Consider the following 24,697-nt stretch of genomic DNA (forward strand, 5'->3'; position numbering starts at 1 on the left):
GCTTCTAGCTTCTAGCTTCTAGCTTCTAGCTTCTAGCTTCTAGCTTCTAGCTTCTAGCTTCTAGCTTCTAGCTTCGTAGCGGAGAAACGAGCGATGAAACTGGTCATTGGCAGCAAGAACCTGTCGTCCTGGTCGTTGCGTGGCTGGCTGGCCATGCAACTGACCGGTGCGGAATTCGAAGAAGTGCTGATCCCGCTGGGCGGCGTCGACACCGCGCGGCGCATCCGCGAGCACTCGCCCACCGGCAAGGTGCCGGTGCTCAAGTGCGAGGACGGGGTGATCTGGGATTCCCTGGCGATCGCCGAATACCTGGCCGAACGCTTCCCCGAGGCGCACCTGTGGCCGCGCGGCGAGGCGGCCCGGGCGCTGGCGCGGTCGATCTGCGCGGAGATGCACAGCGGCTTCCTCGCCCTGCGCTCGCACATGCCCATGGACCTGCAGCGGCACAAGCCGCTGGCCAAGGTGCCGCCCGAAGTGGAAACCGACATCGCCCGCGTCATCGAGCTATGGACCCTGTGCCGCCAGGGCTTCGGCCAGGACGGGCCGTTCCTGTTCGGCCACGCCAGCATCGCCGACGCCTTCTACGCGCCGGTGGCCACGCGCCTGCGCAGCTACGCCGTGGAGCTGCCGCCGCTGGCCAAGGCCTACGTGGACACCATCTACCAGTGGGCGGCCTTCCAGCCCTGGCTGCAGGCCGCGCTGGCCGAGCGCCCCTGAGCGCCGGCAACCGACGAGGAGTAATGCTGTGAAACGAGTACATGTCGCCGCCGCCGTGATCCGTGGCGTCGATGGCCGCGTGCTGATCGCCCGGCGCCCGGACGACAAGCACCAGGGCGGCCTGTGGGAGTTCCCCGGCGGCAAGGTGGAGGAGGGCGAACCGGTGCAGGCCGCGCTGGCCCGCGAGCTGGAAGAGGAACTGGGCATCCGCGTCGAGCGCGCCCGGCCGCTGATCCGCGTGGCCCACGACTACCCGGACAAGCAGGTGCTGCTGGACGTCTGGGAGGTCTCGGCGTTCTCCGGCGAACCCCATGGCGCCGAAGGCCAGCCGCTGGCCTGGGTGGCCCCGCGGGAGTTGCCCGACTACGAATTCCCCGCCGCCAACCGGCCCATCGTGCAGGCCGCGCGGCTGCCCGAGCGCTACCTGATCACCCCCGACGGCCTGGAGCCGCAGGAAGTCCTGCAGGGCATCCGCGCCGCCGTGGCGGGCGGTATCCGCCTGATCCAACTGCGCGCGCCGAACATGTACAGCCCGGAGTACCGCGACATGGCGGTGGATGCCGTCGGGCTGTGCGCCGGCAAGGCGCAACTGATGCTCAAGGGCCCGCTGGAATGGCTGGGCGACTTCCCCGCCGCCGGCTGGCACCTGACCGCCGAGCAACTGCGCAAGTACGCCCCCAACGGTCGCCCGTTCCCCCAGGAGCGCCTGCTGGCGGCGTCCTGCCACGGCGCCGAAGAACTGGCGCTGGCCAGCGCGATGGGCGTGGACTTCGTCACCCTGTCGCCGGTGCAGCCGACCGAGAGCCATCCGGGCGAACCGGCAATGGGTTGGGATGTGGCGCAGCAACTGGTGGAAGGCTTCAACCAGCCGGTATTCCTGCTCGGCGGCCTGGGCCCGCAGGACCTGGAACGCGCCTGGCAGATAGGCGCCCAGGGCGTGGCGGGCATCCGCGCGCTCTGGCCGAAGGCCGGGGCATAGGCCTTCGTAGGTGCCGCTTTCTTTCCGGCTGCACCGGGGCTCTTCGTAGGATGGGTATCGCTTCGCTCAACCCATCCTACGGGGCTTCAGGGAGACACGTTCGTAGGAGCGGACCTTGTCCGCGATAGCCGGACGTATCGGCGCGATTCGCGGATGAGATCCGCTCCTACGCTGCTCCACCCACGCCATTCCCATTGTAGGAGCGCGCCCTGCGCGCGATTCGCGGGCAGGGCCCGCTCCTACAGTTTCGCCGTGAGGCATGGCGTTTCCCCGTAGGAGCGGACCTTGTCCGCGATAGCCGGACGTATCGGCGCGGATCGCGGATGAGATCCTACGCTACCCCACTCATGCCATTCCCATTGTAGGCGCGCGCCCTGCGCGCGAATCGCGGACCTTGTCCGCTCCTACAGTTTCGCCGTGAGGCATGGCGTTTCCCCGTAGGAGCGGACCTTGTCCGCGATAGCCGGGCGTATCGGCGCGGATCGCGGATGAGATCCGCTCCTACGCTGCCCCACTCATGCCATTCCCATTGTAGGAGCGCGCCCTGCGCGCGATTTCGCGGGCAGGGCCCGCTCCTACAGTTTCGACGTGAGGCATGGCGTTTCCCCGTAGGAGCGGACCTTGTCCGCGATAGCCGGGCGTATCGGCGCGATTCGCGGATGAGATTCGCTACGCTGCTCCACCCATGCCATTCCCATTGTAGGAGCGCGCCCTGCGCGCGAATCGCGGGCAGGGCCCGCTCCTACAGTTTCGACGTGAGGCATGGCGTTTCCCCGTAGGAGCGGACCTTGTCCGCGATAGCCGGACGTATCGGCGCGGATCGCGGATAAGATCCGCTCCTACGCTGCTCCACCCACGCCATTCCCATTGTAGGAGCGCGCCCTGCGCGCGAATCGCGGGCAGGGCCCGCTCCTACCCATCTACGCGGGCTTTTCCGCCGCCTTCCACAGCACCTCGGCGACGCCCTGGCGCTTGGCGGCTATGCGGGCTGCCACGAACAGCAGGTCCGACAGCCGGTTCAGGTAGCGCAACCCGGCGCCTTCCAGGGGCTCCTCGGCGTTGAGCTGCTGGCAGCGGCGCTCGGCCTTGCGCGCCAGGGCGCGGCATACGTGGATCTGCGCCACCAGCCGGGAGCCGCCGGGGAGGATGAAGTCCTTCAGCGGTTCCAGCTCCTCGTTCCAGGCGTCGATGGCCTGTTCCAGGCGCGCCACCTCGTAGTCGCCCAGGGCGCGGTATTCCGGCATTGCCAGTTCGCCGCCGAGGTCGAACAGGCGGTGCTGCACCGGCGCCAGCACCGTCAGCAACTGGTCCAGCGCGGCGCTGCGGGCTTCCTGCAGGTCGGCCAGCAGCAGCCCCAACTGGCTGTTCAGCTCGTCCACGCAGCCGATGGCTTCGATCCGCGGGTGGTGTTTCGGCACCCGGCTGCCGTCGGCCAGGCCGGTCTCGCCGGCGTCGCCCGTGCGGGTGTAGATCTTCGACAGGCGATAGCCCATGCCTCAGAGCTCCTTGTTCTGCGGGGGCGGCAGCGCCACCGGCGCCACGGGCTCGTCGCCCAGCGGCAGGCGCAGGGTGAAGCAGGTGCCCTGGCCGAGTTCCGATTGCACTTCCATCTGCCCCTTGTGGTTGTTGGTGATGATGAAATACGACACCGACAGGCCCAGGCCGGTGCCCTGGCCCACTTCCTTGGTGGTGAAGAAGGGCTCGAAGATGCGCTTGCGCACCGTTTCCGGCATGCCGCAGCCGTTGTCTTCCACCTGCACTTCCGCCCACGGCGGGTTGAGCCGCGTGCGCAGGACGATGCGGCCATGTTCGCCTTCCTCCTCGTCGTCGCGCAGGTGGATGGCCTGGGCGGCGTTCTTCAGCAGGTTGAGCAGCACCTGCTCGAACTCGTTGGCGATCACCGGCACCGGGCCCAGGCGCGGGTCGAACTCGTGGACGATCTCCAGCGACTTGAAGTCGAAGCCGCCGGCCAGGTCGAAGTCGTTGCCGGCGATCTCCACCGCCTGCTCGATCAGCGAGGGCAGTTCGCAGGGCGCCATCTGCCGGTGGCTGCGGCGGCTGAAGGCGAGCATGTGGGTGACGATCTTGGCGGCGCGCGAGCCGGCGTACTGGATGCCGTCCATCAGCTTGGGAATCTCCCGCGCCTCCAGGTAGTGGTTGAGGTCGTCCAGGGCGACGCCCACCTCGGCCGCCACTTCCAGGTTCTTCGGCAGTTCCGGCGACAGCCGCCGGCGAATGTTCTGCACGTTGTGCAGGATGGCCCCCAGCGGGTTGTTGATCTCATGGGCCATGCCGGCGGCCAGGCCGCCCACCGAGAGCATCTTCTCCGACTGCACCATCAGTTCTTCCATGCCCAGGCGCTCGGTGATGTCGTCGATGCGGATCACCGCGCCGCGGCCGGTGCCGCCCATCAGCGGGTAGAAGGTCAGGGCGTAGTGCCGTGGCGAGTCGATCAATGCCCAGGTGACGCGCTCCACGCGTTCCACCTTGTGCTGCTCGGCGGCGCGGGTCAGTTGCAGCAGGAAGGGCTTGAGCGAGGGGAAGGCGAGGAACACTGGCTGGTTCACCGCGTCGTCCAGGCTGGTGCCGGAAAGCCGGCTGGCCTCCTGGTTCCACTGGGTGACGTAGAGCTGCTCGTCCACCGCGATCAGCGCCGAGGGCATGGAGTCGATGATGCTGTTGAGGTAGTGCTGGAAGCCGGTGAGCTTCTTCTCGATCTTGCTGCGCACCTGCACTTCCAGCTCCAGCTTGCGGTTGGAGCGGCGGGTTTCCTCGGCCAGGTCCTGGGCCTGGGCCATGGCGTCCTGGGCGTCGTCGCGGGCGCGCTTGAGCTGCTGCTCGCGGGCCTCGATACGGGTGAGCATGGTGTTGAAGGCGTCGGACAGGCGGCCGATCTCGTCGGCATTGCCGCGTTCGGCGCGCAGCGAGTAGTTCTCCTCGCGGGTGACCTGGCGCGACAGCTCTTCCAGGCTGCGGATCGGCCGGGTGATCAGGCGGCGGATCTGCCGGGCGATGAGCATCCACAGCAGCACGCTCACGGCCAGGATCGCCAGGCTGGCGGTCAGCGTGCCGGTGTAGAAGGCGCCGGGCAGCTCGCTGCTGGCCACCAGCAGCAGGTAGCCGTTGCGCCCGCCGGGCTGCGGCAGTTCGAACAGGGCGTTGAGGCGGTATTCGTGGGCGCGCCAGCGTTCCAGGTCCTCCAGGTGCCTGGGCAGCGAGCCTTCCCGCGGCGACTGGGCGATGCGCGTGCCGTTGGCGTCGTAGAGCGCGGCGGCGCGCAGCGGCTGGTAGTCGTCGAGCTGGTGCAGCAGGGTGTCGGCCTGCTCCGGGGAACTCAGCGCCGGGTAGCTGAGCGCCGGGTTGGCGATCAGCCGGCCGATGGTCTGCAGGGCCTGGGGCGCCACGCTGTCCTGGGAGATCCAGTAGGCCGCGCTGATGAACGCCAGGTTGGCCGCCAGCAAAACAGTGGCCAGCAGCACCAGCAGGGCGGCGAGAATCTTCTGGCCGACCGGCAGGTTTTCCAGGCGCTGGCGCAGGTTGATGAAGGACAGCATAGGGGCTCGGCGATCGAAAGCGTGGCGGGCAGGTTAGCCCGCCGCTCAGGCCTCGGGCAATCCGCGTTGGCGCAGCGCGTCGCGCAGGCGCCGGTGCAGGGCGTTCAGCCCGGGCAGCGCCAGGTGGCGGCGCTGGCCCTCGGCGCAGGCATGGCCGAGCAGGTAGGCGATTTCGGTGCGCCGCCCGTTGGCCACGTCCTGGTACATGGAGGAATAGTTGGCCGCGGTGGCGGCGATCACCCGTTCCACTTCGCCCTGCAGCTCCCGCGCCGCCGTGTCGTAGCCGCAGGCGTGGAGCAGTTGGCCGAGTTCGTCGCACAGGCCGGCGACTTCCTCGGCATGGCCGGCCAGTTCGCCGTTGCGGCAGTGGTGCAGCACGCTCAGCGGGTTGATCGCGCAGTTCAGCGCCAGCTTGCGCCACAGCCGTTCGAGGATGTCGCCGCTCCACTGCACGGGGATTTCGGCGCGGGCCAGCTCGTCCAGCCAAGCCGGCGCAGGGCCGCCGCGCTCGTCGCCGAGCCAGGTCTGCCCGCGGCCGGCGAAGACCACGCGGAAATCGCCGTCGCGGAACGCCCCTTCGGTGCTGGAGGCGTACAGGCAGCGCGCCCGCGGCAGGTGCGCGGCCACCGCCTGCTGGCTGCCCAGGCCGTTCTGCAGGAGGATGATCTCGGCGCCGGGCGCCAGGTGCGCGGCCACGCTGGCGGCGGCTTCCTCGGCGTCGTAGGCCTTGCTGGCCAGGAGCAGGCGCTGGATGGGCGCGTTCAGGTGCCCGGCGGTCTCAGCGGGGATCGGGTAGAGGCTCTCGCGGCCGTCCTCGCAGAGGGTGAGGCCGCCGCGGGCGCGGTACGCCGCCAGGCGCTGGCGGTCACGCAGCAGCAGCTGCACGGGCAGGCCGGCGCGGGCCAGGCGGGCGGCCCAGAGGCTGCCGAGGCTGCCGGCGCCGAGAATGGTCCAGTTCATGGTGGGCTTCGCGTGTCGATGGGCGTACAGCGAAGTCTAGCGCACCCCGGGCAGCCGGCTGGCGTTGATTCGCCCGCTGGCATAGGCGTCGGGCAGCAGCTGGCGGGCCTGTTCCATCACCTCTTCGGCCTGCAGCGGCAGGGACTTGGCGTCCAGCCCCACCAGGCCGATGCCGGCCTTCAGGCTGACGAAGCCGCGGCTGGTCTTGAAGGCCTTGAGGTTGAGCCCTTCGTGCAGGCGGCGGAAGCTGCTCGGCGAGCATTCCTGGAGGTCGTCGATCAGGGTGATGAGGCCGAAGTGCTGCTCGTCGATGCGCGTCAGCACGTCCAGCGGCCGCACCAGTTGCTGCAGGCGCCGGCCGATGCCGTGCAGCAGCTCCTGATGGAAGCCGGGGAAGTGCTGGCCGTCCTGCTCCAGCAGGACGGGAATGCCGATCAGCAGGTAGCACACCGCGCCGCCGCGGGATTCCACCTGGCGGATGCTGTCGGCGAGCTTCTGCCGCAGGTAGCGCAGGTTGCCCAGGCCGGTGGCAGCGTCCACCAGGTTGCGCTCTTCCAGGCGGTTGATGTTCTCGGTGAGCAGGCGGTTCTCCACCAGCAGGCGCTGCAGGGTGTTGCACAGGCGGTCGGCGGCCAGCACCCGCGGCACCAGTTGCTCGCTCATCGCCGTCTTGCTGACGAAGTCGTCCACGCCGCGGTCGAAGGCCTCGGCCAGGGCGTTGTCGCCCTCCTTGCCGGTGAGCAGCATGATGTAGGTGTAGTGGTCGCCGCTTTCGTCCAGCTGGCGTACCCGCGCGGTGAGCTCCAGGCCGTCCATCTCCGGCATCAGCCAGTCGGCCAGGAGCACGCTCACCGGTTCCCGTTCCAGCAGTTGCAGGGCCTCGCTGGCGCTGCTGGCGAAGCGCACGTTCTGGTAGCCGGCCTGGCTCAGCGCCCGGCCGATCATGGCGCTGGAGAATTTCGCGTCGTCGACCACCAGGATGCTCAGATGGTTGGTTGGCATGGGGCAGGGGACTCGGAGGAGGCGGGGATTCGCCGGTTCTGGGCCGGGCGCGTGCTTGTGGCTCAGTTATAATGAGCGCGCATTTTTACCGTCAAGCCAGGCGCGTGCCCGAGTGTGAACCGGATCGCGCCGTCCATCTGGAGAGATGACATGCCTTCGTTCGACGTGGTGTCCGAACTGGACAAGCACGAACTGACCAACGCCCTGGACAACGCCGGCAAGGAGCTCGAGCGCCGCTTCGACCTCAAGGGCAAGTGCAGCTTCGAGCCCAAGGACAAGTCGGTTACCTTGACCGCCGAGGCCGATTTCATGCTGGAGCAGATGCTCGACATCCTGCGCAGCAACCTGATCAAGCGCAAGATCGACATCCAGTGCATGGAGCTCAAGGACGCCTACCCCTCGGGCAAGGTGGTCAAGCAGGAAGTGAACTTCCGCGAGGGCATCGACAAGGACCTGGCGAAGAAGATCGTCGGCCTGATCAAGGACCGCAAGATGAAGGTCCAGGCCGCCATCCAGGGCGAGCAGGTGCGCGTCACCGGCAAGAAGCGCGACGACCTGCAGGAAGTGATCGCCATGCTGCGCGGCGAGTCCCTGGGCATGCCGGTGCAGTTCAACAACTTCCGCGATTGAGCGGAACCTCGTTGTCCGGGCGGCGTCGCAAATAGAGCGCCGCTCGGCGAATACCGATCGCCATGGTTCGCCATGGCGTTCGTATTTCTAATAATCGAAAACCAAGGGGGCCCCATTCCATGGACATGAATTACGACCAGCTAGTACGGAGCGCAGAGGCCTGGATGCCGGTGGTGCTGACTTACCTGGGCAACGCCGTGCTGGCGCTGATCACCCTGCTGATCGGCTGGTGGCTGATCAACCTGCTGACCCGCCGGGTGGGCGGGCTGATGGCCAGCCAGCGGGTGGACAAGACTCTCCAGGGCTTCATCGGCAGCCTGGTGAACGTGGCGCTGAAGATCCTCCTGGTGGTCAGCGTGGCCTCGATGATCGGCATCCAGACCACCAGCTTCGTCGCCGCCATCGGCGCCGCCGGCCTGGCCATCGGCCTGGCCCTGCAGGGCAGCCTGTCGAACTTCGCCGGCGGCGTGCTGATCCTGCTGTTCCGTCCGTTCAAGGTCGGCGATGCCATCGAGGCGCAGGGCGTCTCCGGCACCGTGGACAGCATCCAGATCTTCCACACCGTGCTGCGCACCGGCGACAACCGCACGGTCATCATGCCCAACGGCGCGCTGTCCAACGGCATCATCACCAACGTCTCGAGCCAGGCCACGCGCCAGGTGATCTTCGACATCAAGCTGGCCTTCGACGCCGACCTGGACGCGGCCCGCGGCATCCTCCTGGAACTGGCCCAGGACCCGCGCGTGCTCAAGAACCCGGCGCCGGTGGTGGTGGTCTCGGCCCTGGGCGAGAACTCGGTGACCCTGTCGCTGCGCCTGTGGACCGCCAACGCCGATTTCGGCGCGGTGACCTTCATGCTCAACGAACAGGTGCGCCTGTGCCTGCGCGACCGCGGCATCGACCTGGCCCTGCCGAGCCGGGTGGTGCGGGTGGTCAGGGGCTCGGAGGAAGAAGCATTCGCCGAATAAAGGCGAATCCATCCATGGAAAAGGCCGGCGATATCAGGCTGTGTGAAAACCTCCGGATCGGTCCAGCTGGTTAAAAAACAACCTGGATTTCGCGTTTCTACGCGGATTCTGGGTTGGCTGAATAGCCAAGCCTTTTCAGATTTCACGTAGGAACGCACTCTTCGAAGAGCCGCTCGGGTTTTCACACAGCCTGGATATGTCGGCCTTTTTCGTTTCTGGGCCGGCCTTGCCGGCGCAATCGCGGGCAGGGCCCGCTCCTACAGGTCGAGGGGGAATTCTGGCGTAGGATGGGTTGAGCGAAGCGATACCCATCGCCACGACCGCATGGGTTTCGCAGGCTCAACCCATCCTACGAAGGCGCCTCGGTGCAGATTCCCCTGTAGGAGCGCGCCCTGCGCGCGAATCGCGGGCAGGGCCCGCCCAAGGCCGCTCAGTGGCGCTGATGGGTATCGCTTCGCTCAACACCATCCTACGAAAAGCCATGCTCGCTCATGCGCCCTACGAACCTGCGCTGCGCGGGGGGGCTACCGGCTCTTCCGGCTCGCTCGGCACGCCGTCGGGCATGCCCTTGTCGCGGCGCAGCCACAGCCAGCCGATCAGCAGCAGGGTGGGGATACCGAGCACGGCGGTGACGAAGAAGAAGTGCTCGTAGCCCATGTGCTCGACCATCTTGCCCGAGTAGCCGCCGATGAAGCGCGGCAGCAGCAGCATGGTGGAGCTGAGCATGGCGTACTGGGTGGCGGAGAACTTCAGGTTGGTCAGGCTCGACAGGTAGGCGACGAAGGCCGAGGCCGCCAGGCCGCCGCTGAAGTTGTCGAGCATGATGGTCAGCACGAACATGCTGACGTGGGGCTCGAATTCGCGCAGCAGGGTGAAGACGTCTTCGCTGATCACGCTCGGGTCGGTGATCGGCCCCATGTGCGCCAGCATGGCGAACAGCAGGTTGGTGCCGGCCGAGGCGGCGCCGGCGAGGAGCAGGATCGGCAGGATGCTGAAGCGGGCGATGAGCAGGCCGCCGGCCGCCGCGCCGACCAGGGTCATGATCACCCCGAACAGCTTGCTGACGGTGGCGATCACTTCCTTGGAGAAGCCCATGTCGATGTAGAACACCCCGGCCATCACCCCCATCACGGTGTCGGAGAGCCGGTAGGTGGAGATCAGCCCGAGCAGCAGCAGCGCCTGCCAGCGATAGCGGCGGATGAACTCGGTGATGGGCGTGAGCACCGGCGCCATCAGCAGGCGGCCGGGGGCCGACAGGCAGCTCAGGGCGATCAGCAGGTAGAGGCTGGCCAGCCACCATTTGCCGGCGCCCGCGGAGTTGGTCATGGCGGTGCCGGTCACCAGCAGGATGATCAGCACTATCACCGACACCGCCTGGTGGACGAAGTCGAACTGCGGCACGCCCTTGCCGTGGGCGGCGATCAGCAGCGGCCGGCGCACCCGCGAGAGCAGTTCGCGCACCGGGCGGATCTGCTTGCGCCCGCGCGGGCTCAGGCAGAGGACGATGAACAGGGCGTAGAGCGCCGCCCGCGGCCAGGCCTGGTTGGTCAGCGCGGTGAGCATGGCCGGCACCGAGATCAGCAGCACCAGCAGCTGCAGCACCGAGAGCAGCTGGTGGTTGAAGGCGTAGGCGGAGTTGCCCACCGCCTGCGGCTGGACGTTCACCTCGGGCTCGCGGATCAGCAGGCTGGTGACCAGCCCGGGGAGGATCAGCAGGGCGAACAGCGCATAGGTCAGGCCCCAGGCCGCCTGGCTGTAGTGCAGGCTGCTGGAACCCAGCCATTCGGCGAGGAACAGCGCGCCGGCGCTGGCCAGCAGCACGGCGCCGCGGTAGCCGGTCATGTAGCAGGCGGCCAGGGCGGCCTGGCGGGTGTTCTCGGCGATCTCCAGGCGGTAGGCGTCGATGGCGATGTCCTGGGTGGCCGAGGCGAAGGCCACCACCAGGGCCAGGCCGATCAGCCACGGCAGGTGGCTCTGCGGGTTGCACAGGGCCATGCCGAGCAGGCCGATGGCGATCAGCGCCTGGGAGAACACCAGCCACGAGCGGCGCCGGCCGAGCCGGCCGACGACGGGCAGGCGCCACTGGTCGAGCATCGGCGACCACACCCACTTGAACGCGTAGACCAGCCCCAGCCAACTGGCGAAGCCGATGGTTTCCCGCGCCACGCCGGCTTCCCGCAGCCACACCGAGAGGGTGGTGAAGACCAGCATCGTCGGCAGCCCGGCGGCGAAGCCGAGCAGCAACAGCGCGAGACTGGCGGGAGACTTGTAGGCAACCAGTGCCTCTCGCCAGGAGTGCTTCTTCATGAAAGGTTTCCAGCACGCAAAAAATTATCGCGAACTCTACTAGCAGAGCCCGGCGTGAAGCCAGCCATGCCGACGTATGTCCACCCGATCGTTGTGGATTCGGACTCCCTCGGCGCGCAATCGTGCCCGTTGTTCGTCGCCGCCCGGGCTGCCCAGCGGCAGGCTGATGCGCCCGCCGGCGGCGATCACCCGGTGCCAGGGCAGGCGCGAGCCCTCCGGCAACTGGCTGAGCACGCGGCCCACCAGGCGCGCGGCGCGGCCCAGGCCGGCCATGCGGGCCAGCTCGCCGTAGCTCACCACGTAGCCTTCGGGCACCTGGGACAGCGCCAGGTAGATGGCTTCGCGGCGCACCTGCAGGCTTTCCAGGCCGAGGTCGGCGACATTTTCAGGGGCGGGGGCGGGCGGTTTTCTCGAAGGCATGGGGCGGCTTTCCGATGGCTGCGGGCCAGGTCGACAGCATATCGCCGGGCACCGTCGGGGCAATGATGCAGGAGGTACCCTTCATCCATCCAGTTGAACTCCCTGCATGGGGCCCGGTCAGTCGTTGCTCTGGTGTCGGGTATGCGGATAATGCCCGGCTTTTTTTCCAGCCATCCGAATTGAATGCCGCTCATGCTGTCGAGAACCCTGCTGTGCCTTGCCGTCGCCGCCGCTCCCCTGACTTCCCTGGCCGATACCGTCTGGTTGAAGAACGGTGACCGGCTGACCGGCAAGATCAAGCTCTACGATGGGGGTCGCCTGGTGCTGGCCACCGACTATGCCGGCGAGGTCACCCTGACCGGCGACAAGATCGCCACCCTGCAGACCGAGCAGAACCTGCTGGTCAAGCACGACGAGGACGCCACCGGCGAGCACTCCAAGGGCCTGAAGGCCGCCGAGCCGGGCAAGGTCACCCTGGTCAACGGCGCCGAGGAGACGATACCGCTGGCCAGCATCGAGCAGATAGTGCCGCCGCGCCCGCTGCTGCAGGACTGGGTATGGAAGGGCCAGGTGGACTTCTCCGTCGACCACACCATGGCCGAGAACGACGTCGAGGACTACGACGTCGACTTCAAGACCAACGCCCGCCACGGCATGTGGCGGCACAACCTGCAGGGCGAGTACAACCGCGAGAAGAAGGACGACTCGGTCAGCGTCAACAACTATTCCGCCGAATACGCCCTGGACCGCTTCCTGGACGAGCACTGGTTCTGGCAGGGCAAGGTGGAATACAAGCGCGACTGGGTCGAGGACCTGGAGAAGAAGCGCACCGTCGGTACCGGCCCCGGCTACCAGTTCTGGGACAACGAGCTGGGCGCCTTCTCCTTGGCCACCCTGGTCAACCGCAACGACTACGACTTTGTCGATGGCGAGAAGGACCATTTCTACTCGGCGAGCGTGAAGTGGGACTACAACCGCTACCTGTTCGCCAAGCAGTTCGAGATCTTCACCAACGGCGAAGTGGGCAAGCCGCTGTCGTCGAAGGTGGACTACGAGGTGGAGAGCGAGGCGGGCGTCCGCTACAAGTTGACCTCCTGGGCGGCGCTGAGCCTGAAGGGCGAATGGGACCGCCTGAGCGCCGAGGACGGCGGGGTGAACCAGCGGCGCTACACGCTGGGGATCGGGGTGGGGTGGTAAGTAAATTAGCTGGAGGCTAGAAGCTAGAAGCTGGAGGCGGGAGGGCGCTTCCAGCTTCCAGCTTCGGGCTTCGGGCTTCGGGCTTTACAATCTCAACCCGCCATCCAGCTCCAGCACGCGGCCGGTGTAGTAGTCGTTCTCGAGGATGTAGGCCACCGAGTGGGCGATTTCGTCCGGGCGGCCCAGGCGCTTGAGCGGGATGCCGCTGGTCATCTTCTCCAGGGCCTCGGGCTTCATGCTGGCGACCATGTCGGTCTCGATGAAGCCCGGCGCCACGCCGGCCACGCGGATGCCGTAGCGCGCCAGTTCCTTGGCCCAGACCACGGTGTCGGCGGCGACGCCGGCCTTGGCCGCGGAGTAGTTGGCCTGGCCCATGTTGCCGGCGCGGGAGATGCTGGAGATGTTGACGATCGCGCCCTGGTTGTCCAGCTCGATCATCTTCGCCGCCACTTCGCGGGTGCAGAGGAACACGCCGGTCAGGTTGACGTCGATCACCGCCTGCCACTGGGCCAGGCTCATCTTGCTCAGCTGGCCGTCCTTGACCTTGATGGTCAGGCCGTCGCGCAGGATGCCGGCGTTGTTCACCAGGCCGTTGATGGCGCCGAAGTCGCTGGCCACCTGGGCCACCATGTGGCTAACCTGTTCCTCGTTGGCCACGTTGCACAGGTAGGCGCGGGCGTCGCCGCCGGCGGCCTTGCAGGCGGCGACGGCCTCGTCCAGTTTCTCCTGGTTCAGGTCGACCAGCGCCAGTTTCGCTCCCTTGGCGGCGAGGAACTCGCCCATGGCGCGGCCCAGGCCCTGGCCGCCGCCGGTGATGATGATGACCTTGTCTTGCAATTGCATGGTTGGAATCCCCACGGCAATGTCGAGTGATTGGCCTCGCCGGCAACGGTGAACGAATTTTCTGTGCCCGTCCGTTTGCGACGGATTCTTAGCGAGGAGTCATAAGGTGAGCGTGAAAGCTGCCAAGAATGCCCGAGAATTGCTGCTCAAGGAATACCGGGCAGTGCTTTCCACCCAGTCGAAGAAGTGGCCGGGCTACCCCTTCGGCTCGGTGGTTCCATACTGCCTGGACGGCGCCGGCCGGCCGCTGATCCTGATCAGCCGGATCGCCCAGCACACCCACAACCTGCAGGCCGATGCCAAGTGCTCGCTGCTGGTCGGCGAGCGTGGCGCCGACGACATCCAGGCCGCCGGCCGCCTGACCCTGCTGGCCGAGGCCCGGCAACTGGAGGACGTCGAGGAGATCGAGGCCGCGGCGGAGCGCTACTACCGTTTCTTCCCCGGCTCGCGCGACTACCACACGGCCCACGACTTCGACTTCTGGGTGCTGCAGCCGGTGCAGTGGCGCTTCATCGGCGGCTTCGGCGACATCCACTGGCTGGGCGCCGACAGCGTGCCGCTGGCCAACCCCTTCGTCGGCGAGGTGGAGCGGGGCATGGTTGGGCACATGAACCAGGACCACGCCAACGCCATCGTGCATTACCTGGAGCTGGCCGGCCTGCCGGTGGGCGAGGCCCCGGAGCTGGCGGGAATCGATACGGAAGGTTTCCATCTGCGCGTCGGCTCCATCCTCCACTGGCTGCCGTTCCCGGCGCCCTGCGCCAACCCCGGCGAGGTTCGCCAGGCGCTGGTGCAACTGGCGCGGGCGCAGGCCTGGCCGGGTACCGAGGTGATCCAGGCTTGAAATAGGCGGGTGTCGGCGCCAACTACTGAATATCCGGGCCGACGCCCCGCCAAGGACCCCTGAAATGCGAGTTACCCTGTTCTTCCTGCTGCTCTTCCCGCTGATCGAACTGGCCGTGCTGATCAAGGTCGGCAGCGTCATCGGCGTGGGCTGGACCCTCCTGCTGCTCATCGCCGGCGCCTTCCTCGGCGCGGCGCTGCTGCGCGTGGCCGGCCTGGCCACCCTGTGGCGCGCCCGCGAGCGCCTGTCCCGCGGCGAGATGCCCGAGCAGGAAATGCTCGAGGGCCTGCTGATCGCCGTCGGTGGCGCCCTGCTGATGCTGCCGGGCTTCATCAGCGACGTCATCGGCCTGCTCTGCCTGCTGCCGTTCACCCGCAGCCTGCTGCTGGGCGGCCTGCGCCGACGCATGCGCGAGCAGGAAGAGCGGCGCCGCGCCTTCGCCGGCGACCCGTCGGCGCAATCCCGCGGCCCGCATGGGCCGAACGTGATCGAGGGCGAGTTCGAACGCCGCGACAACGATCGTCTGCGCTGAAAATTTTTTCTTCACGGCCTTGAAATGCCCCACGACGACCTCATGTAGCAGGCACCGCAAGGTCCCTGTCATTCGGACAGGCTGTCTTACGCGGCTCGCCCGTCGGGCCGCAAACCGGCGAAGCCGGCTTCAACAAAACCTGCCGGACATCGATCCGGCCGTTGTAAACCACTGTTTGGGAGAGTTACGACTATGAAGCTTCGTCCTCTGCATGATCGCGTCGTCATCCGTCGCAGCGAGGAAGAAACCAAGACCGCAGGCGGCATCGTGCTGCCGGGTTCCGCCGCCGAGAAGCCGAACCGTGGCGAAGTCGTCGCCGTCGGTGCCGGCCGCGTGCTGGACAACGGCGAAGTTCGCGCTCTGGCAGTGAAAGTGGGTGACAAGGTGGTGTTCGGCCCCTACTCGGGCAGCAACGCCATCAAGGTCGACGGCGAAGAACTGCTGGTGATGGGCGAGTCCGAGATCCTCGCCGTCCTGGAAGACTGATCAGTCCGCCCCAACCCCACTGAATTCGATTTAGAGGAAACAGAACATGGCTGCTAAAGAAGTCAAATTCGGCGATTCCGCTCGCAAGAAAATGCTGGTCGGCGTGAACGTCCTGGCCGATGCCGTCAAGGCCACCCTCGGCCCGAAAGGCCGTAACGTGGTGCTGGACAAGTCCTTCGGCGCACCGACCATCACCAAGGATGGCGTGTCCGTCGCCAAGGAAATCGAACTGAAGGACAAGTTCGAGAACATGGGCGCCCAACTGGTGAAAGACGTTGCCTCCAAGGCCAACGACGCCGCCGGTGACGGCACCACCACCGCCACCGTCCTGGCCCAGGCCATCGTCAACGAAGGCCTGAAGGCCGTTGCCGCCGGCATGAACCCGATGGACCTGAAGCGCGGCATCGACAAGGCCACCATCGCCATCGTCGCCCAGCTGAAGGACCTGGCCAAGCCGTGCGCCGACTCCAAGGCCATCGCCCAGGTCGGCACCATCTCCGCCAACTCCGACGAATCCATCGGCCAGATCATCGCCGAAGCCATGGACAAGGTCGGTAAAGAAGGCGTCATCACCGTAGAAGAAGGCTCGGGCCTGGAAAACGAACTGTCCGTCGTCGAAGGCATGCAGTTCGACCGCGGCTACCTGTCGCCCTACTTCATCAACAAGCCGGACACCATGGTGGCCGAGCTGGAAAACCCGCTGCTGCTGCTGGTCGACAAGAAAATCTCCAACATCCGCGAAATGCTGCCGGTGCTGGAAGCCGTCGCCAAGGCCGGCCGTCCGCTGCTGATCGTCGCCGAGGATGTCGAGGGCGAAGCCCTGGCCACCCTGGTGGTCAACAACATGCGCGGCATCGTCAAGGTCGCCGCCGTCAAGGCCCCGGGCTTCGGCGATCGCCGCAAGGCCATGCTGCAGGACATCGCCGTCCTGACCGGCGGTACCGTCATCTCCGAAGAAGTCGGTCTGAGCCTGGAAGGCGCCACCCTGGAGCACCTGGGTAACGCCAAGCGCGTGACCATCAACAAGGAAAACACCACCATCATCGACGGCGCCGGCGCCCAGGCCGACATCGAGGCCCGCGTCGCCCAGATCCGCAAGCAGGTCGAAGAGACCTCCTCGGACTACGACCGCGAGAAACTGCAAGAGCGCCTGGCCAAGCTGGCCGGCGGTGTTGCCGTGATCAAGGTCGGCGCTGCCACCGAAGTCGAGATGAAAGAGAAGAAAGCCCGCGTCGAAGATGCCCTGCACGCTACCCGCGCTGCGGTGGAAGAGGGCGTGGTCCCCGGCGGTGGCGTGGCCCTGGTGCGCGCACTGCAGGCCATCGAAGGCCTGAAGGGCGACAACGAAGACCAGAACGTCGGCATCGCCCTGCTGCGCCGCGCTGTCGAATCCCCGCTGCGCCAGATCGTCGCCAACGCCGGCGACGAGCCGAGCGTGGTGGTCGACAAGGTCAAGCAAGGCTCCGGCAACTTCGGCTTCAACGCCGCTACCGGTGTCTACGGCGACATGATCGAGATGGGCATCCTGGACCCGGCCAAGGTCACCCGTTCGGCCCTGCAGGCCGCTGCCTCCATCGGCGGCCTGATGATCACCACCGAGGCCATGGTTGCCGAAGTGGTGGACGACAAGGCCGCTCCGGCCATGCCGGACATGGGCGGCATGGGTGGCATGGGCGGCATGATGTAAGCCTCCCGGCCCCAGGCTGAGAAATAGCCCCGCTTCGGCGGGGCTTTTTCGTTTCCGGCCCTTTGTGCCAAGATGTGCCGCGCAGGAGATGGCATTCCTCCTTCAACCGCCCCCGTGGCTGATGATGCCTACGCATTTACCTGGACCAGGCGCGTAGGCGTTCGCCTGCGGCCTGTCCGAAAGCCCCTCAAGGACAGGATCATGTGGAAACCCGTTCTCGCCATCGCCCTCGGCGCCGCCATCGGCGCGTTGCTGCGCTGGTACCTCGGCCTCAAGCTGAACAGCCTGATGCCCAACGTCCCTCCCGGCACCCTGGCCGCCAACCTGATCGGCGGCTACATCATCGGCGTCGCCGTCGCCTACTTCGCCAGCGCCCAGGGCATCGCCCCGGAGTGGCGGCTGCTGATCATCACCGGCTTCTGCGGCGGCCTGACCACCTTCTCGACCTTCTCCGCCGAGGTCGTCACCCTGCTGCAGGAAGGCCGCCTGGCCTGGGCCATGGGCGCGGTCGCCGTGCATGTCTGCGGCTCCCTGGCGATGACCCTGCTCGGCCTGTTCACCGGCAACTGGCTGATGGGCAGATGAACCGCCGCGGGGGCGCTGCGAGTTCGCCCCCGCGACTCTTCGCGACACCTCTCCCGCGATCCCCTTCACGCCCCGGCTGGCGCGGCCTGGCGCTTTGTGAAAAAAACGTCAAAGACGCTTAAGTTCCAATTAAGCGAGCTAGTCTAGGGTGCCCTGCAAAGCGGAGAGGAACATGCGGATTCTGTTGGTGGAAGACAACCGGGATATCCTGGCCAACATGGCGGATTACCTGGGGCTCAAGGGTTACACGGTGGATTGCGCGCAGGACGGCCTGTCCGGCCTGCACCTGGCGGCCACCGCGCACTACGACCTGATCGTCCTGGACGTGATGCTGCCCGGCCTGGACGGTTTCACCCTGTGCCGGCGCCTGCGCGAAGACGCGCGGCGCGACACCCCGGTGATCATGCTGACCGCCCGCGACCAACTGGATGACCGCCTGCAAGGCTTCCGCTCCGGCGCCGACGACTACCTGCTCAAGCCCTTCGCCCTGTCGGAGCTGGCCGCGCGCATCGAGGCGGTGCTGCGCCGGACCCAGGGCGGCGGCCGCCGCGAACTGCAGGTGGCGGACCTGAGCTACAACCTCGACACCCTGGAAGTGAACCGCGCCGGCAAGGCGCTCAAGCTCAACCCCATCGGCCTCAAGCTGCTGGCCGTGCTGATGCAGAAGAGCCCCCACGTGGTGCGCCGCGACGTACTCGAGGAAGCCGTCTGGGGCGACGACTGCCCGGACAGCGACAGCCTGCGCAGCCACGTGCACCAACTGCGCCAGGTGATCGACAAGCCTTTCGCCCTGCCGTTGCTGCACACCGTCCACGGTGTCGGCTACCGCCTGGCGGAGGAAACGAATGGAGTATAGGCAGAGCCTTTCCCGCCGGATCGTCTTTGCCTTCGTGTTCATGACCGCGCTGGTCGGCGGCCTGTTTTCCCTGAGCATCGTCGGCGTGGTGCACGTGGTCGAGGAACGCCTGATCTCCCGTGACCTGGGCGGCGAACTGGACCGCATCATCAACGAGGACCTGCACAGCGGCAGGGGCCCGCGGCTGGACCCCGGCATGCGCTTCTTCGTCAGCGACGGCGTCGGCATCTACGCCATGCCGCCGGCGCTGCGGCGCCTGGAGTCGGGCTTCCACGAAGTGTTCGACGGCGAGCTGTCGTTCCACGCGCTGGTGCGCGACACCGACGGCCGCCGCTACGTGCTGCTGCAGGACCAGAGCGATTTCGAGGCGCGCGAGCAGGTGCTGTACGCCGCCGTGGTGACCGGCTACGTGCTCAGCCTGGCGCTGGCCGGCCTGCTCGGCTGGCTGCTCTCGCGCAAGGTGATGGAGCCGGTGGTGCGCCTGGCGCGCCAGGTGCGCCACCGCGACCAGTTGCTGGACCTGGCGCCGCCGCTGGCGCCGGACTACGCCCACGACGAGGTCGGCGAACTGGCCGAGGCCTTCGACTATGCGATCGGCCAACTGCACCAGGTGCTGACCCGCGAGAAGCTGTTCACCAGCGACGTCAGCCACGAACTGCGCACGCCGCTGATGGTGATCGCCACCAGCAGCGAACTGCTTGCCGAGGAACCGGGCCTGAGCCCGAAGGCACGCACCCAGCTGGCGCGGATCGCCAGCGCCAGCGAGGAAATGCGCGACCTGGTACAGACCTTCCTGATGCTGGCGCGCTCGCGCACCAAGGAACTGGACATCGCCCCGCGGGCCGGCCTGCAGCGCATCGCCGACGACCTGGCCGGGCAATGGCGCGGGCCCATCGAGGCCAAGGGGCTGCAGCTGATCTACGAGGTGCAGGGCGTGCCGCCGGAGGAATACAACGCGGCTTTCCTGCGCTCGGTGATGAGCAATCTGTTGCGCAACGCCATGCACTACACGGACGCCGGACATATCCGCTTGCAATTGACCGACAGCGGTTTCGTCGTCGAGGACAGCGGCCAGGGCATCCCCGAGGAGCAGCGCGAACGCATGTTCCAGCCCTTCGTCCGTGGCCCGCAACAGCGCGGCGAGGGCCTTGGCCTGGGCCTTTCGCTGGTGAAGCGAATCTGCGCGGCGGAAGGCTGGGAAGTCGGCCTGACGCCGGCGCAGCCCCACGGATGCCGTTTCGAGGTTCGCCTGGTGGGCGAGCCTTGACGAATTTTTCACATGCGCATGACCGCATGGATACAGAATCACCCTTAGTTTCGTATAAAAAATGAGCAGGAACCCCATCATGAGCGACAAGCCCGTCGAGCTTGAGTTTTCCCAGAAGTACGACCGTCAGCATGCCGAGCGCTACCTGCGCAAGCATCGCAGTGGGCTGTCCCGGAAACTTTCCCATTGGCGCGATGTCCAGATCGCCCGCCAGGCACTCAAGCTGGCCGGCCAGCCGAACCTGGTGCTGGACCTGCCGTGCGGCGCCGGGCGCTTCTGGCCGATGCTGGCCGAGAAGGACAACCGGGTGATCATCGGCGCGGACAATTCCGCCGACATGATCGCCGTGGCCTGCGCCGGCCAGCCGGAGGAGGTTGTCAAACGCGTGCGACCTTTGCAGACTTCGGCGTTCGCCATCGATCTGCCGGACAACGCCGTCGACAGCATCTTCAGCATGCGCCTGATGCACCACATCGGTGAGCCGAGCGACCGCATGACCATGCTGCGCGAGTTCCACCGCGTGACCCGCGACAGCGTGATCCTCTCGCTGTGGGTCGACGGCAACTTCAAGGCCTGGAAACGCCGTCGCGCCGAGGAAGGGCGCAAGAAGCACGCGTACCAGAACCGCTTCGTGATTCCTGCCCGCAGCATCGAGGAGGAGTTCCGCCAGGCCGGTTTCTCGGTGCAGGACCATATCGATTTCGTCCCGCTGGTGCACATGTGGCGGGTCTACATTCTGCGTAAGGAGTAATGATGGGCGCTGATTTGGCAGCTCTGCAGCGAATTTCCGGTGAAGATGCCATCGATCGCTGGTTGCAGATTCCCGGCAAATGGGTAGAGGAGCCGAATCGGCGGCGGGGCGGCGAAAGCGGGGTCCAGCGCGTGCTGACCGACGATGGCCGCCTGCTCTACCGCAAGCAGCAGGTCGGGCATATCTACCGCGACCTGCTGCACCCCTTCGGCTACCCGACCGCCATCCGCGAGCGCGATGCGCTGCAGGCCGCCGCGAGCCTGGGCGTCAAGGTGCCGACCCTGGTCTACGCCGGCTGCCGCAAAGTGGACGGCGAATGGCAGGCGCTGCTGGTCACCGAGTCGCTGGACGGCTACTCGAGCCTGGAAGACTGCTACGCCCGCGGTGACCACGAGCGCTGGGGCGAGGCCGTGCACCAGCGCATCCTGCAGCAGTACGGCAAGACCCTCGCCAGGCTTAACCTGGGCCGCTGGCAGCATGGTTGCCTGTACCTCAAGCATGTCTTCGTCAAGGTCGAGGGCGAGCAGATCGACGTCGCCCTGATCGACCTGGAAAAAGCCCGCCAGCGCTTCAGCGCCCGCCGCGCGGCCCGCCACGACCTGCGCCAGGTGAAGCGCCGTTCGTCGTGGACGGAAGCGCAATGGCAAGCCTTTGTCTATGGTTACGAGGCGGCGTTTGGCAGCGCCATCAAAGGGTTGCAGGCATGAAACTAGAAATCACACGAAGTTTGCTCCTCGTTGGCGCCCTGGGCGTGGCAACGCTGGCGGCGGCTGCCTGGCATGAGCCGGGTCCCGAGGTGATCGGCTCCCATGGCGAGCAGGCCAGCTGCCGTGTGCCGGCGAACGTGCAGGCCAAACAGGCGGCGCGGCCGGACCACGATCTGCTGCTGTTCCTCTTCGGCATGTCGCAGGGTGGTGTCAGCGCGCCACGTTGAGCAGGGTCCGCCTCGGCGGTGAAGAAAAGAATGCCGTTTCTCCCTATGGGGGAAACGGCATTTTTCATGATGCGCCGGGGCCCGGCGTGGCCGGTGAATCCAATCGCGGACAAAGTCCGCCCGTGCCTCCCTGAACTCGTAGGAGCAACTGTCTTGCCGGCTGCGCCAAGGCGCGCCTCAACGGATGGGTATCGCTCCGCTCAACGCCATCCTACGGGTCTTGTGTTTGCCGGAGGGCTACGGATTTTCTGCGTCTGCCGAACACATCCCGTTAGACTGCAAGCTGACGACAAGCGAGAGGCGAGCATGGCTGAGTCCGCATTCACCCCCTTCGGCGTGCAGAACCTGCTGGATACCGACTTCTACAAGCTGAGCATGATGCAGGCGGTGCTGCACAACTACCCCAACGTCGAGGTGGAGTGGGAGTTCCGTTGCCGCAACCGCGAGGACCTGCGCCCCTACCTGGCGCGCATCCGCGAGCGCATCGAGGCGCTGGCCGGGTTGAGCTTCAGCAGCGAGCAACTGGCCTTCCTCGAACGCATTCCCTTCTTCAAGCCGGACTTCATCCGCTTCCTTGGCCTGTTCCGCTTCAACATGCGCTACGTGCAGACCGGCATCGAGAACGACGAGTTCTTCCTGCGCCTGAAAGGCCCCTGGCTGCACGTGATCCTCTTCGAGGTGCCGGTGCTGGCCAGCATCAGCGAGGCGCGCAACCTGCAGCGTTATCCACAGGTGACCCTGGAGCTGGTGCGCGAGCGCCTGAGCGACAAGCTCGACTGGCTGCGCCGCGAGGCCAGCGCCGAGGAACTGGCCGGCTTCAAGATGGCCGACTTCGGCACCCGCCGGCGCTTCTCCTATGCCGTGCAGGAATGCGTGGTGCGCGAGCTGAAGGCGAGCTTCCCCGGGCGCTTCGTCGGCACCAGCAACGTGCACCTGGCGCGCAAGCTCGACCTCAAGCCGCTGGGCACCATGGCCCACGAATGGCTGATGGCCCACCAGCAGCTCGGCCCGCGGCTGATCGACAGCCAGGCCGCCGCGCTGGACGCCTGGGTCCGCGAATACCGCGGCCAGCTGGGCATCGCCCTGACCGACGTGATCACCATGGACGCCTTCCTACGCGACTTCGACCTGTACTTCGCCAAGCTCTTCGACGGCCTGCGCCACGACTCCGGCGACCCGCTGGTCTGGGCGGAGAAGGCCATCGCCCACTACGAGAGCCTCGGCATCGACCCGCGCAGCAAGACCCTGGTGTTCTCCGACGGCCTCGACCTGCCGCGGGCGCTGCACATCTACCGCTCGCTGCGCGGGCGCATCGACGTCAGCTTCGGCATCGGCACCCACTTCACCTGCGACATCCCCGGCGTCGAGCCGATGAACATCGTGCTGAAGATGACCGCCTGCAACGGCCAGCCGGTGGCGAAAATCTCCGATACCCCGGGCAAGATGCAATGCAACGACGAGAATTTCGGCCGCTACCTCAAGCACGTCTTCCGCGTCGACGAGGCCCGCGGCTGAAAAGCGCTGCGGCGCCGTTGCGCTCGGGCGCGCGAAGCGCCAGTCTTGCCGGGTGACCTTCCGTTCACCAGGGGAGCAAGGATGTCAGCAAGCAACCAACTCATCATCGGCGCCGGTCCCGATGGCCAGCCCGTCAGCCAGCCGTGGAAGCTGGCCAACCGCCACGGCCTGATCGCCGGCGCCACCGGCACCGGCAAGACGGTGACCCTGCAGCACCTGGCCGAGAGCTTCAGCGATGCCGGCATCGCGGTGTTCGCCGCCGATATCAAGGGCGACCTCTGCGGCCTGGGCGCGGCGGGCAACCCCCAGGGCAAGGTGGCCGAGCGCATCGCCTCGATGCCCTGGCTGGGCTACCAGGCCAAGGCCTACCCGGTGAGCCTGTGGGACGTCGCCGGCCACAGCGGCCACCCGCTGCGCACCACCCTCAGCGAGATGGGCCCGCTGCTGCTGGGCAACCTGCTGGAGCTGACCGACAGCCAGCAGGCCGCGCTCTTCGCCGCCTTCAAGGTGGCCGACCAGCAGGGCCTGCTGCTGCTCGACCTGAAGGACCTCAAGGCGCTGCTCAATTACCTCAAGGACCACCCGGAAGTGCTCGGCGACGACCGCGCGCTGTTCACCGGCGCCTCGTCCCAGGCGCTGCTGCGGCGCCTGGCGACCCTCGAGCAGCAGGGCGCCGAGGCCTTCTTCGGCGAGCCGGCGCTGCAGCTGGAAGACATCCTGCGCCCGGATTCCGACGGCCGCGGGCGCGTCCACCTGCTCGACGCCAGCAAGCTGGTGCACGAGGCGCCCAAGGTCTACGCCACCTTCCTGCTCTGGCTGCTGTCGGAACTGTTCGAGCAACTGCCCGAGCGCGGCGATGCCGACAAGCCGGTGCTGGCGCTGTTCTTCGACGAGGCGCACCTGCTGTTCAACGGCACGCCCAAGGCCCTGCACGACCGCCTGGAGCAGGTGGTGCGGCTGATCCGCTCCAAGGGCGTGGGCGTGTACTTCGTCACTCAGTCGCCCGGCGACCTGCCGGACGACGTCCTGGCCCAGCTCGGCCTGCGCATCCAGCACGGCCTGCGCGCCTTCACCGCGAAGGAGCAGAAATCCCTGCGCGCGGTGGCCGACGGCTTCCGCCCGAACCCGGCGTTCGACACCCTGAAGGTGCTCACCGAACTGGGCATCGGCGAAGCGCTGGTGGGCACCCTGGAAGAGAAGGGCACCCCGGCCATGGTCCAGCGCGTGGCCATCGCCCCGCCGCAGTCGCGCATCGGCCCGCTGACCGACGCCGAGCGCGCGCAGATCATCCGCACTTCGCCCCTGGCCGGTCGCTACGACAAGCCGATCGACCGCGAATCGGCCTACGAGCGCCTGACCGGCCGCACCGACGACAAGATGGCGCCCAGCGAAACCAAGGCCGACGCCGGCAGCAGCCTGGGCAGCATGGCCGGGGAAATCCTCGGCAACCTGGCCAGCCAGACCATGAAGACGGTAGTGCGCCAGGCCGCCAACCAGATCGGCCGCGAACTGGTGCGCGGGCTGATGGGCTCGCTGCTGGGGGGCAAGCGGCGGTAGGTGGGCATATCGCTTACAGCCGGCGCCGTGCTCGTCTGCAACGTAGGAGCAACTGTCTTGCGCCGAGGTGCTCTTCGTAGGATGGGTTGAGCTTGCGAAACCCATG

24 protein-coding genes and 1 riboswitch are annotated in these 24,697 nt (G+C 66.9%); of the genes, 17 read left to right on the plus strand and 7 right to left on the minus strand.

Translation table 11 applies throughout. The annotated features are described in order from the left end of the window. The first annotated feature begins 93 nt into the window (after window positions 1-93). A complete protein-coding gene (locus PcP3B5_RS06050) occupies window positions 94-717 on the plus strand; it encodes a glutathione S-transferase family protein (RefSeq protein ID WP_009617934.1) in 624 nt (207 codons plus the stop codon). Window positions 718-745: 28 nt separating this feature from the next. Continuing rightward, window positions 746-1,696, plus strand: coding sequence for a Nudix family hydrolase (locus PcP3B5_RS06055; RefSeq protein ID WP_009617936.1), 951 nt, complete (start codon window positions 746-748; stop codon window positions 1,694-1,696). 920 nt (window positions 1,697-2,616) lie between these two features. Here the strand turns inward: PcP3B5_RS06055 and PcP3B5_RS06060 are convergent. The 4 genes from PcP3B5_RS06060 to PcP3B5_RS06075 are packed head-to-tail and all read right to left on the minus strand — an operon-like array spanning window position 2,617 to window position 7,212. Next, window positions 2,617-3,189 (minus strand): cob(I)yrinic acid a,c-diamide adenosyltransferase, encoded by a 573-nt coding sequence (locus PcP3B5_RS06060; RefSeq protein WP_043315195.1) that lies wholly within the window; start codon window positions 3,187-3,189, stop codon window positions 2,617-2,619. 3 nt (window positions 3,190-3,192) lie between these two features. Further along, complete coding sequence (locus tag PcP3B5_RS06065) at window positions 3,193-5,238, minus strand: sensor histidine kinase (RefSeq protein ID WP_024128173.1); 2,046 nt, start codon at window positions 5,236-5,238, stop codon at window positions 3,193-3,195. Between the two features lie 57 nt (window positions 5,239-5,295). Then, the gene (locus PcP3B5_RS06070) at window positions 5,296-6,210 is read right to left on the minus strand and encodes a putative 2-dehydropantoate 2-reductase (RefSeq protein WP_043315194.1); all 915 of its coding nucleotides are present in this window, start codon (window positions 6,208-6,210) and stop codon (window positions 5,296-5,298) included. 36 nt (window positions 6,211-6,246) lie between these two features. Then, on the minus strand, window positions 6,247-7,212 hold the full coding sequence (locus PcP3B5_RS06075; RefSeq protein ID WP_043272385.1) for a response regulator: 966 nt from the start codon (window positions 7,210-7,212) through the stop codon (window positions 6,247-6,249). A gap of 150 nt (window positions 7,213-7,362) precedes the next feature. Here PcP3B5_RS06075 and PcP3B5_RS06080 point away from each other — a divergent pair, with 150 nt between their 5' ends. Both PcP3B5_RS06080 and PcP3B5_RS06085 read left to right on the plus strand, forming a co-directional pair. After that, a complete protein-coding gene (locus PcP3B5_RS06080) occupies window positions 7,363-7,842 on the plus strand; it encodes a YajQ family cyclic di-GMP-binding protein (RefSeq protein ID WP_009617950.1) in 480 nt (159 codons plus the stop codon). A 119-nt stretch (window positions 7,843-7,961) separates the two neighbouring features. Continuing rightward, on the plus strand, window positions 7,962-8,810 hold the full coding sequence (locus PcP3B5_RS06085; protein ID WP_009617952.1) for a mechanosensitive ion channel family protein: 849 nt from the start codon (window positions 7,962-7,964) through the stop codon (window positions 8,808-8,810). Between the two features lie 498 nt (window positions 8,811-9,308). On the opposite strand, the gene ampG is transcribed toward PcP3B5_RS06085, so the two are convergent. Together ampG and PcP3B5_RS06095 are read right to left on the minus strand one after the other, a co-directional pair. Beyond that, the gene (ampG, locus tag PcP3B5_RS06090) at window positions 9,309-11,117 is read right to left on the minus strand and encodes an MFS transporter AmpG (protein ID WP_061560789.1); all 1,809 of its coding nucleotides are present in this window, start codon (window positions 11,115-11,117) and stop codon (window positions 9,309-9,311) included. 39 nt (window positions 11,118-11,156) lie between these two features. Further along, a complete protein-coding gene (locus PcP3B5_RS06095) occupies window positions 11,157-11,537 on the minus strand; it encodes an MGMT family protein (RefSeq protein WP_009617955.1) in 381 nt (126 codons plus the stop codon). 192 nt (window positions 11,538-11,729) lie between these two features. Here PcP3B5_RS06095 and PcP3B5_RS06100 point away from each other — a divergent pair, with 192 nt between their 5' ends. Further along, entirely contained in the window at window positions 11,730-12,734 is a 1,005-nt protein-coding gene (locus PcP3B5_RS06100) for a DUF481 domain-containing protein (RefSeq protein ID WP_009617960.1), read from the plus strand. Between the two features lie 84 nt (window positions 12,735-12,818). On the opposite strand, the gene PcP3B5_RS06105 is transcribed toward PcP3B5_RS06100, so the two are convergent. Beyond that, on the minus strand, window positions 12,819-13,577 hold the full coding sequence (locus PcP3B5_RS06105) for an SDR family oxidoreductase (RefSeq protein ID WP_009617962.1): 759 nt from the start codon (window positions 13,575-13,577) through the stop codon (window positions 12,819-12,821). A gap of 106 nt (window positions 13,578-13,683) precedes the next feature. On the opposite strand from PcP3B5_RS06105, the gene PcP3B5_RS06110 reads away from it, so the two are divergent. The 12 genes from PcP3B5_RS06110 (at window position 13,684) to PcP3B5_RS06165 (ending at window position 24,591) form a co-directional block, all read left to right on the plus strand. After that, window positions 13,684-14,421 (plus strand): HugZ family pyridoxamine 5'-phosphate oxidase, encoded by a 738-nt coding sequence (locus PcP3B5_RS06110; RefSeq protein WP_061560790.1) that lies wholly within the window; start codon window positions 13,684-13,686, stop codon window positions 14,419-14,421. Window positions 14,422-14,485: 64 nt separating this feature from the next. After that, window positions 14,486-14,953, plus strand: a complete 468-nt coding sequence (locus tag PcP3B5_RS06115) for an FxsA family protein (RefSeq protein ID WP_061560791.1) — start codon at window positions 14,486-14,488, stop codon at window positions 14,951-14,953. Window positions 14,954-15,145: 192 nt separating this feature from the next. Continuing rightward, window positions 15,146-15,439, plus strand: coding sequence for a co-chaperone GroES (locus PcP3B5_RS06120; RefSeq protein WP_009617968.1), 294 nt, complete (start codon window positions 15,146-15,148; stop codon window positions 15,437-15,439). A 46-nt stretch (window positions 15,440-15,485) separates the two neighbouring features. Further along, a complete protein-coding gene (gene groL, locus PcP3B5_RS06125; protein WP_009617969.1) occupies window positions 15,486-17,126 on the plus strand; it encodes a chaperonin GroEL in 1,641 nt (546 codons plus the stop codon). Between the two features lie 75 nt (window positions 17,127-17,201). Beyond that, window positions 17,202-17,264, plus strand: a riboswitch (Fluoride riboswitch). A 63-nt stretch (window positions 17,265-17,327) separates the two neighbouring features. After that, window positions 17,328-17,711, plus strand: a complete 384-nt coding sequence (gene crcB, locus PcP3B5_RS06130) for a fluoride efflux transporter CrcB (protein ID WP_061560792.1) — start codon at window positions 17,328-17,330, stop codon at window positions 17,709-17,711. Window positions 17,712-17,883: 172 nt separating this feature from the next. Next, window positions 17,884-18,567 carry a response regulator transcription factor gene (locus tag PcP3B5_RS06135; RefSeq protein ID WP_009617976.1) on the plus strand — a complete coding sequence of 228 codons (684 nt, stop codon included), beginning with the start codon at window positions 17,884-17,886 and terminating at the stop codon, window positions 18,565-18,567. After that, window positions 18,557-19,834, plus strand: a complete 1,278-nt coding sequence (locus tag PcP3B5_RS06140) for a sensor histidine kinase (RefSeq protein WP_009617978.1) — start codon at window positions 18,557-18,559, stop codon at window positions 19,832-19,834. Before PcP3B5_RS06135 ends, PcP3B5_RS06140 begins: the two co-directional genes overlap by 11 nt. A 79-nt stretch (window positions 19,835-19,913) precedes the next feature. Next, a complete protein-coding gene (locus PcP3B5_RS06145; RefSeq protein ID WP_009617980.1) occupies window positions 19,914-20,585 on the plus strand; it encodes a class I SAM-dependent methyltransferase in 672 nt (223 codons plus the stop codon). Between the two features lie 2 nt (window positions 20,586-20,587). Further along, complete coding sequence (locus tag PcP3B5_RS06150) at window positions 20,588-21,292, plus strand: lipopolysaccharide kinase InaA family protein (protein ID WP_009617981.1); 705 nt, start codon at window positions 20,588-20,590, stop codon at window positions 21,290-21,292. Then, the gene (locus PcP3B5_RS06155) at window positions 21,289-21,519 is read left to right on the plus strand and encodes a hypothetical protein (RefSeq protein WP_009617982.1); all 231 of its coding nucleotides are present in this window, start codon (window positions 21,289-21,291) and stop codon (window positions 21,517-21,519) included. Before PcP3B5_RS06150 ends, PcP3B5_RS06155 begins: the two co-directional genes overlap by 4 nt. Before the next feature lie 306 nt (window positions 21,520-21,825). Then, window positions 21,826-23,034, plus strand: coding sequence for a nicotinate phosphoribosyltransferase (pncB, locus tag PcP3B5_RS06160; protein WP_061560793.1), 1,209 nt, complete (start codon window positions 21,826-21,828; stop codon window positions 23,032-23,034). A gap of 81 nt (window positions 23,035-23,115) precedes the next feature. Continuing rightward, entirely contained in the window at window positions 23,116-24,591 is a 1,476-nt protein-coding gene (locus tag PcP3B5_RS06165) for a helicase HerA-like domain-containing protein (RefSeq protein WP_061560794.1), read from the plus strand. Window positions 24,592-24,697 lie beyond the last annotated feature (106 nt).

This window comes from Pseudomonas citronellolis (assembly GCF_001586155.1).
GTDB lineage: Bacteria > Pseudomonadota > Gammaproteobacteria > Pseudomonadales > Pseudomonadaceae > Pseudomonas > Pseudomonas citronellolis.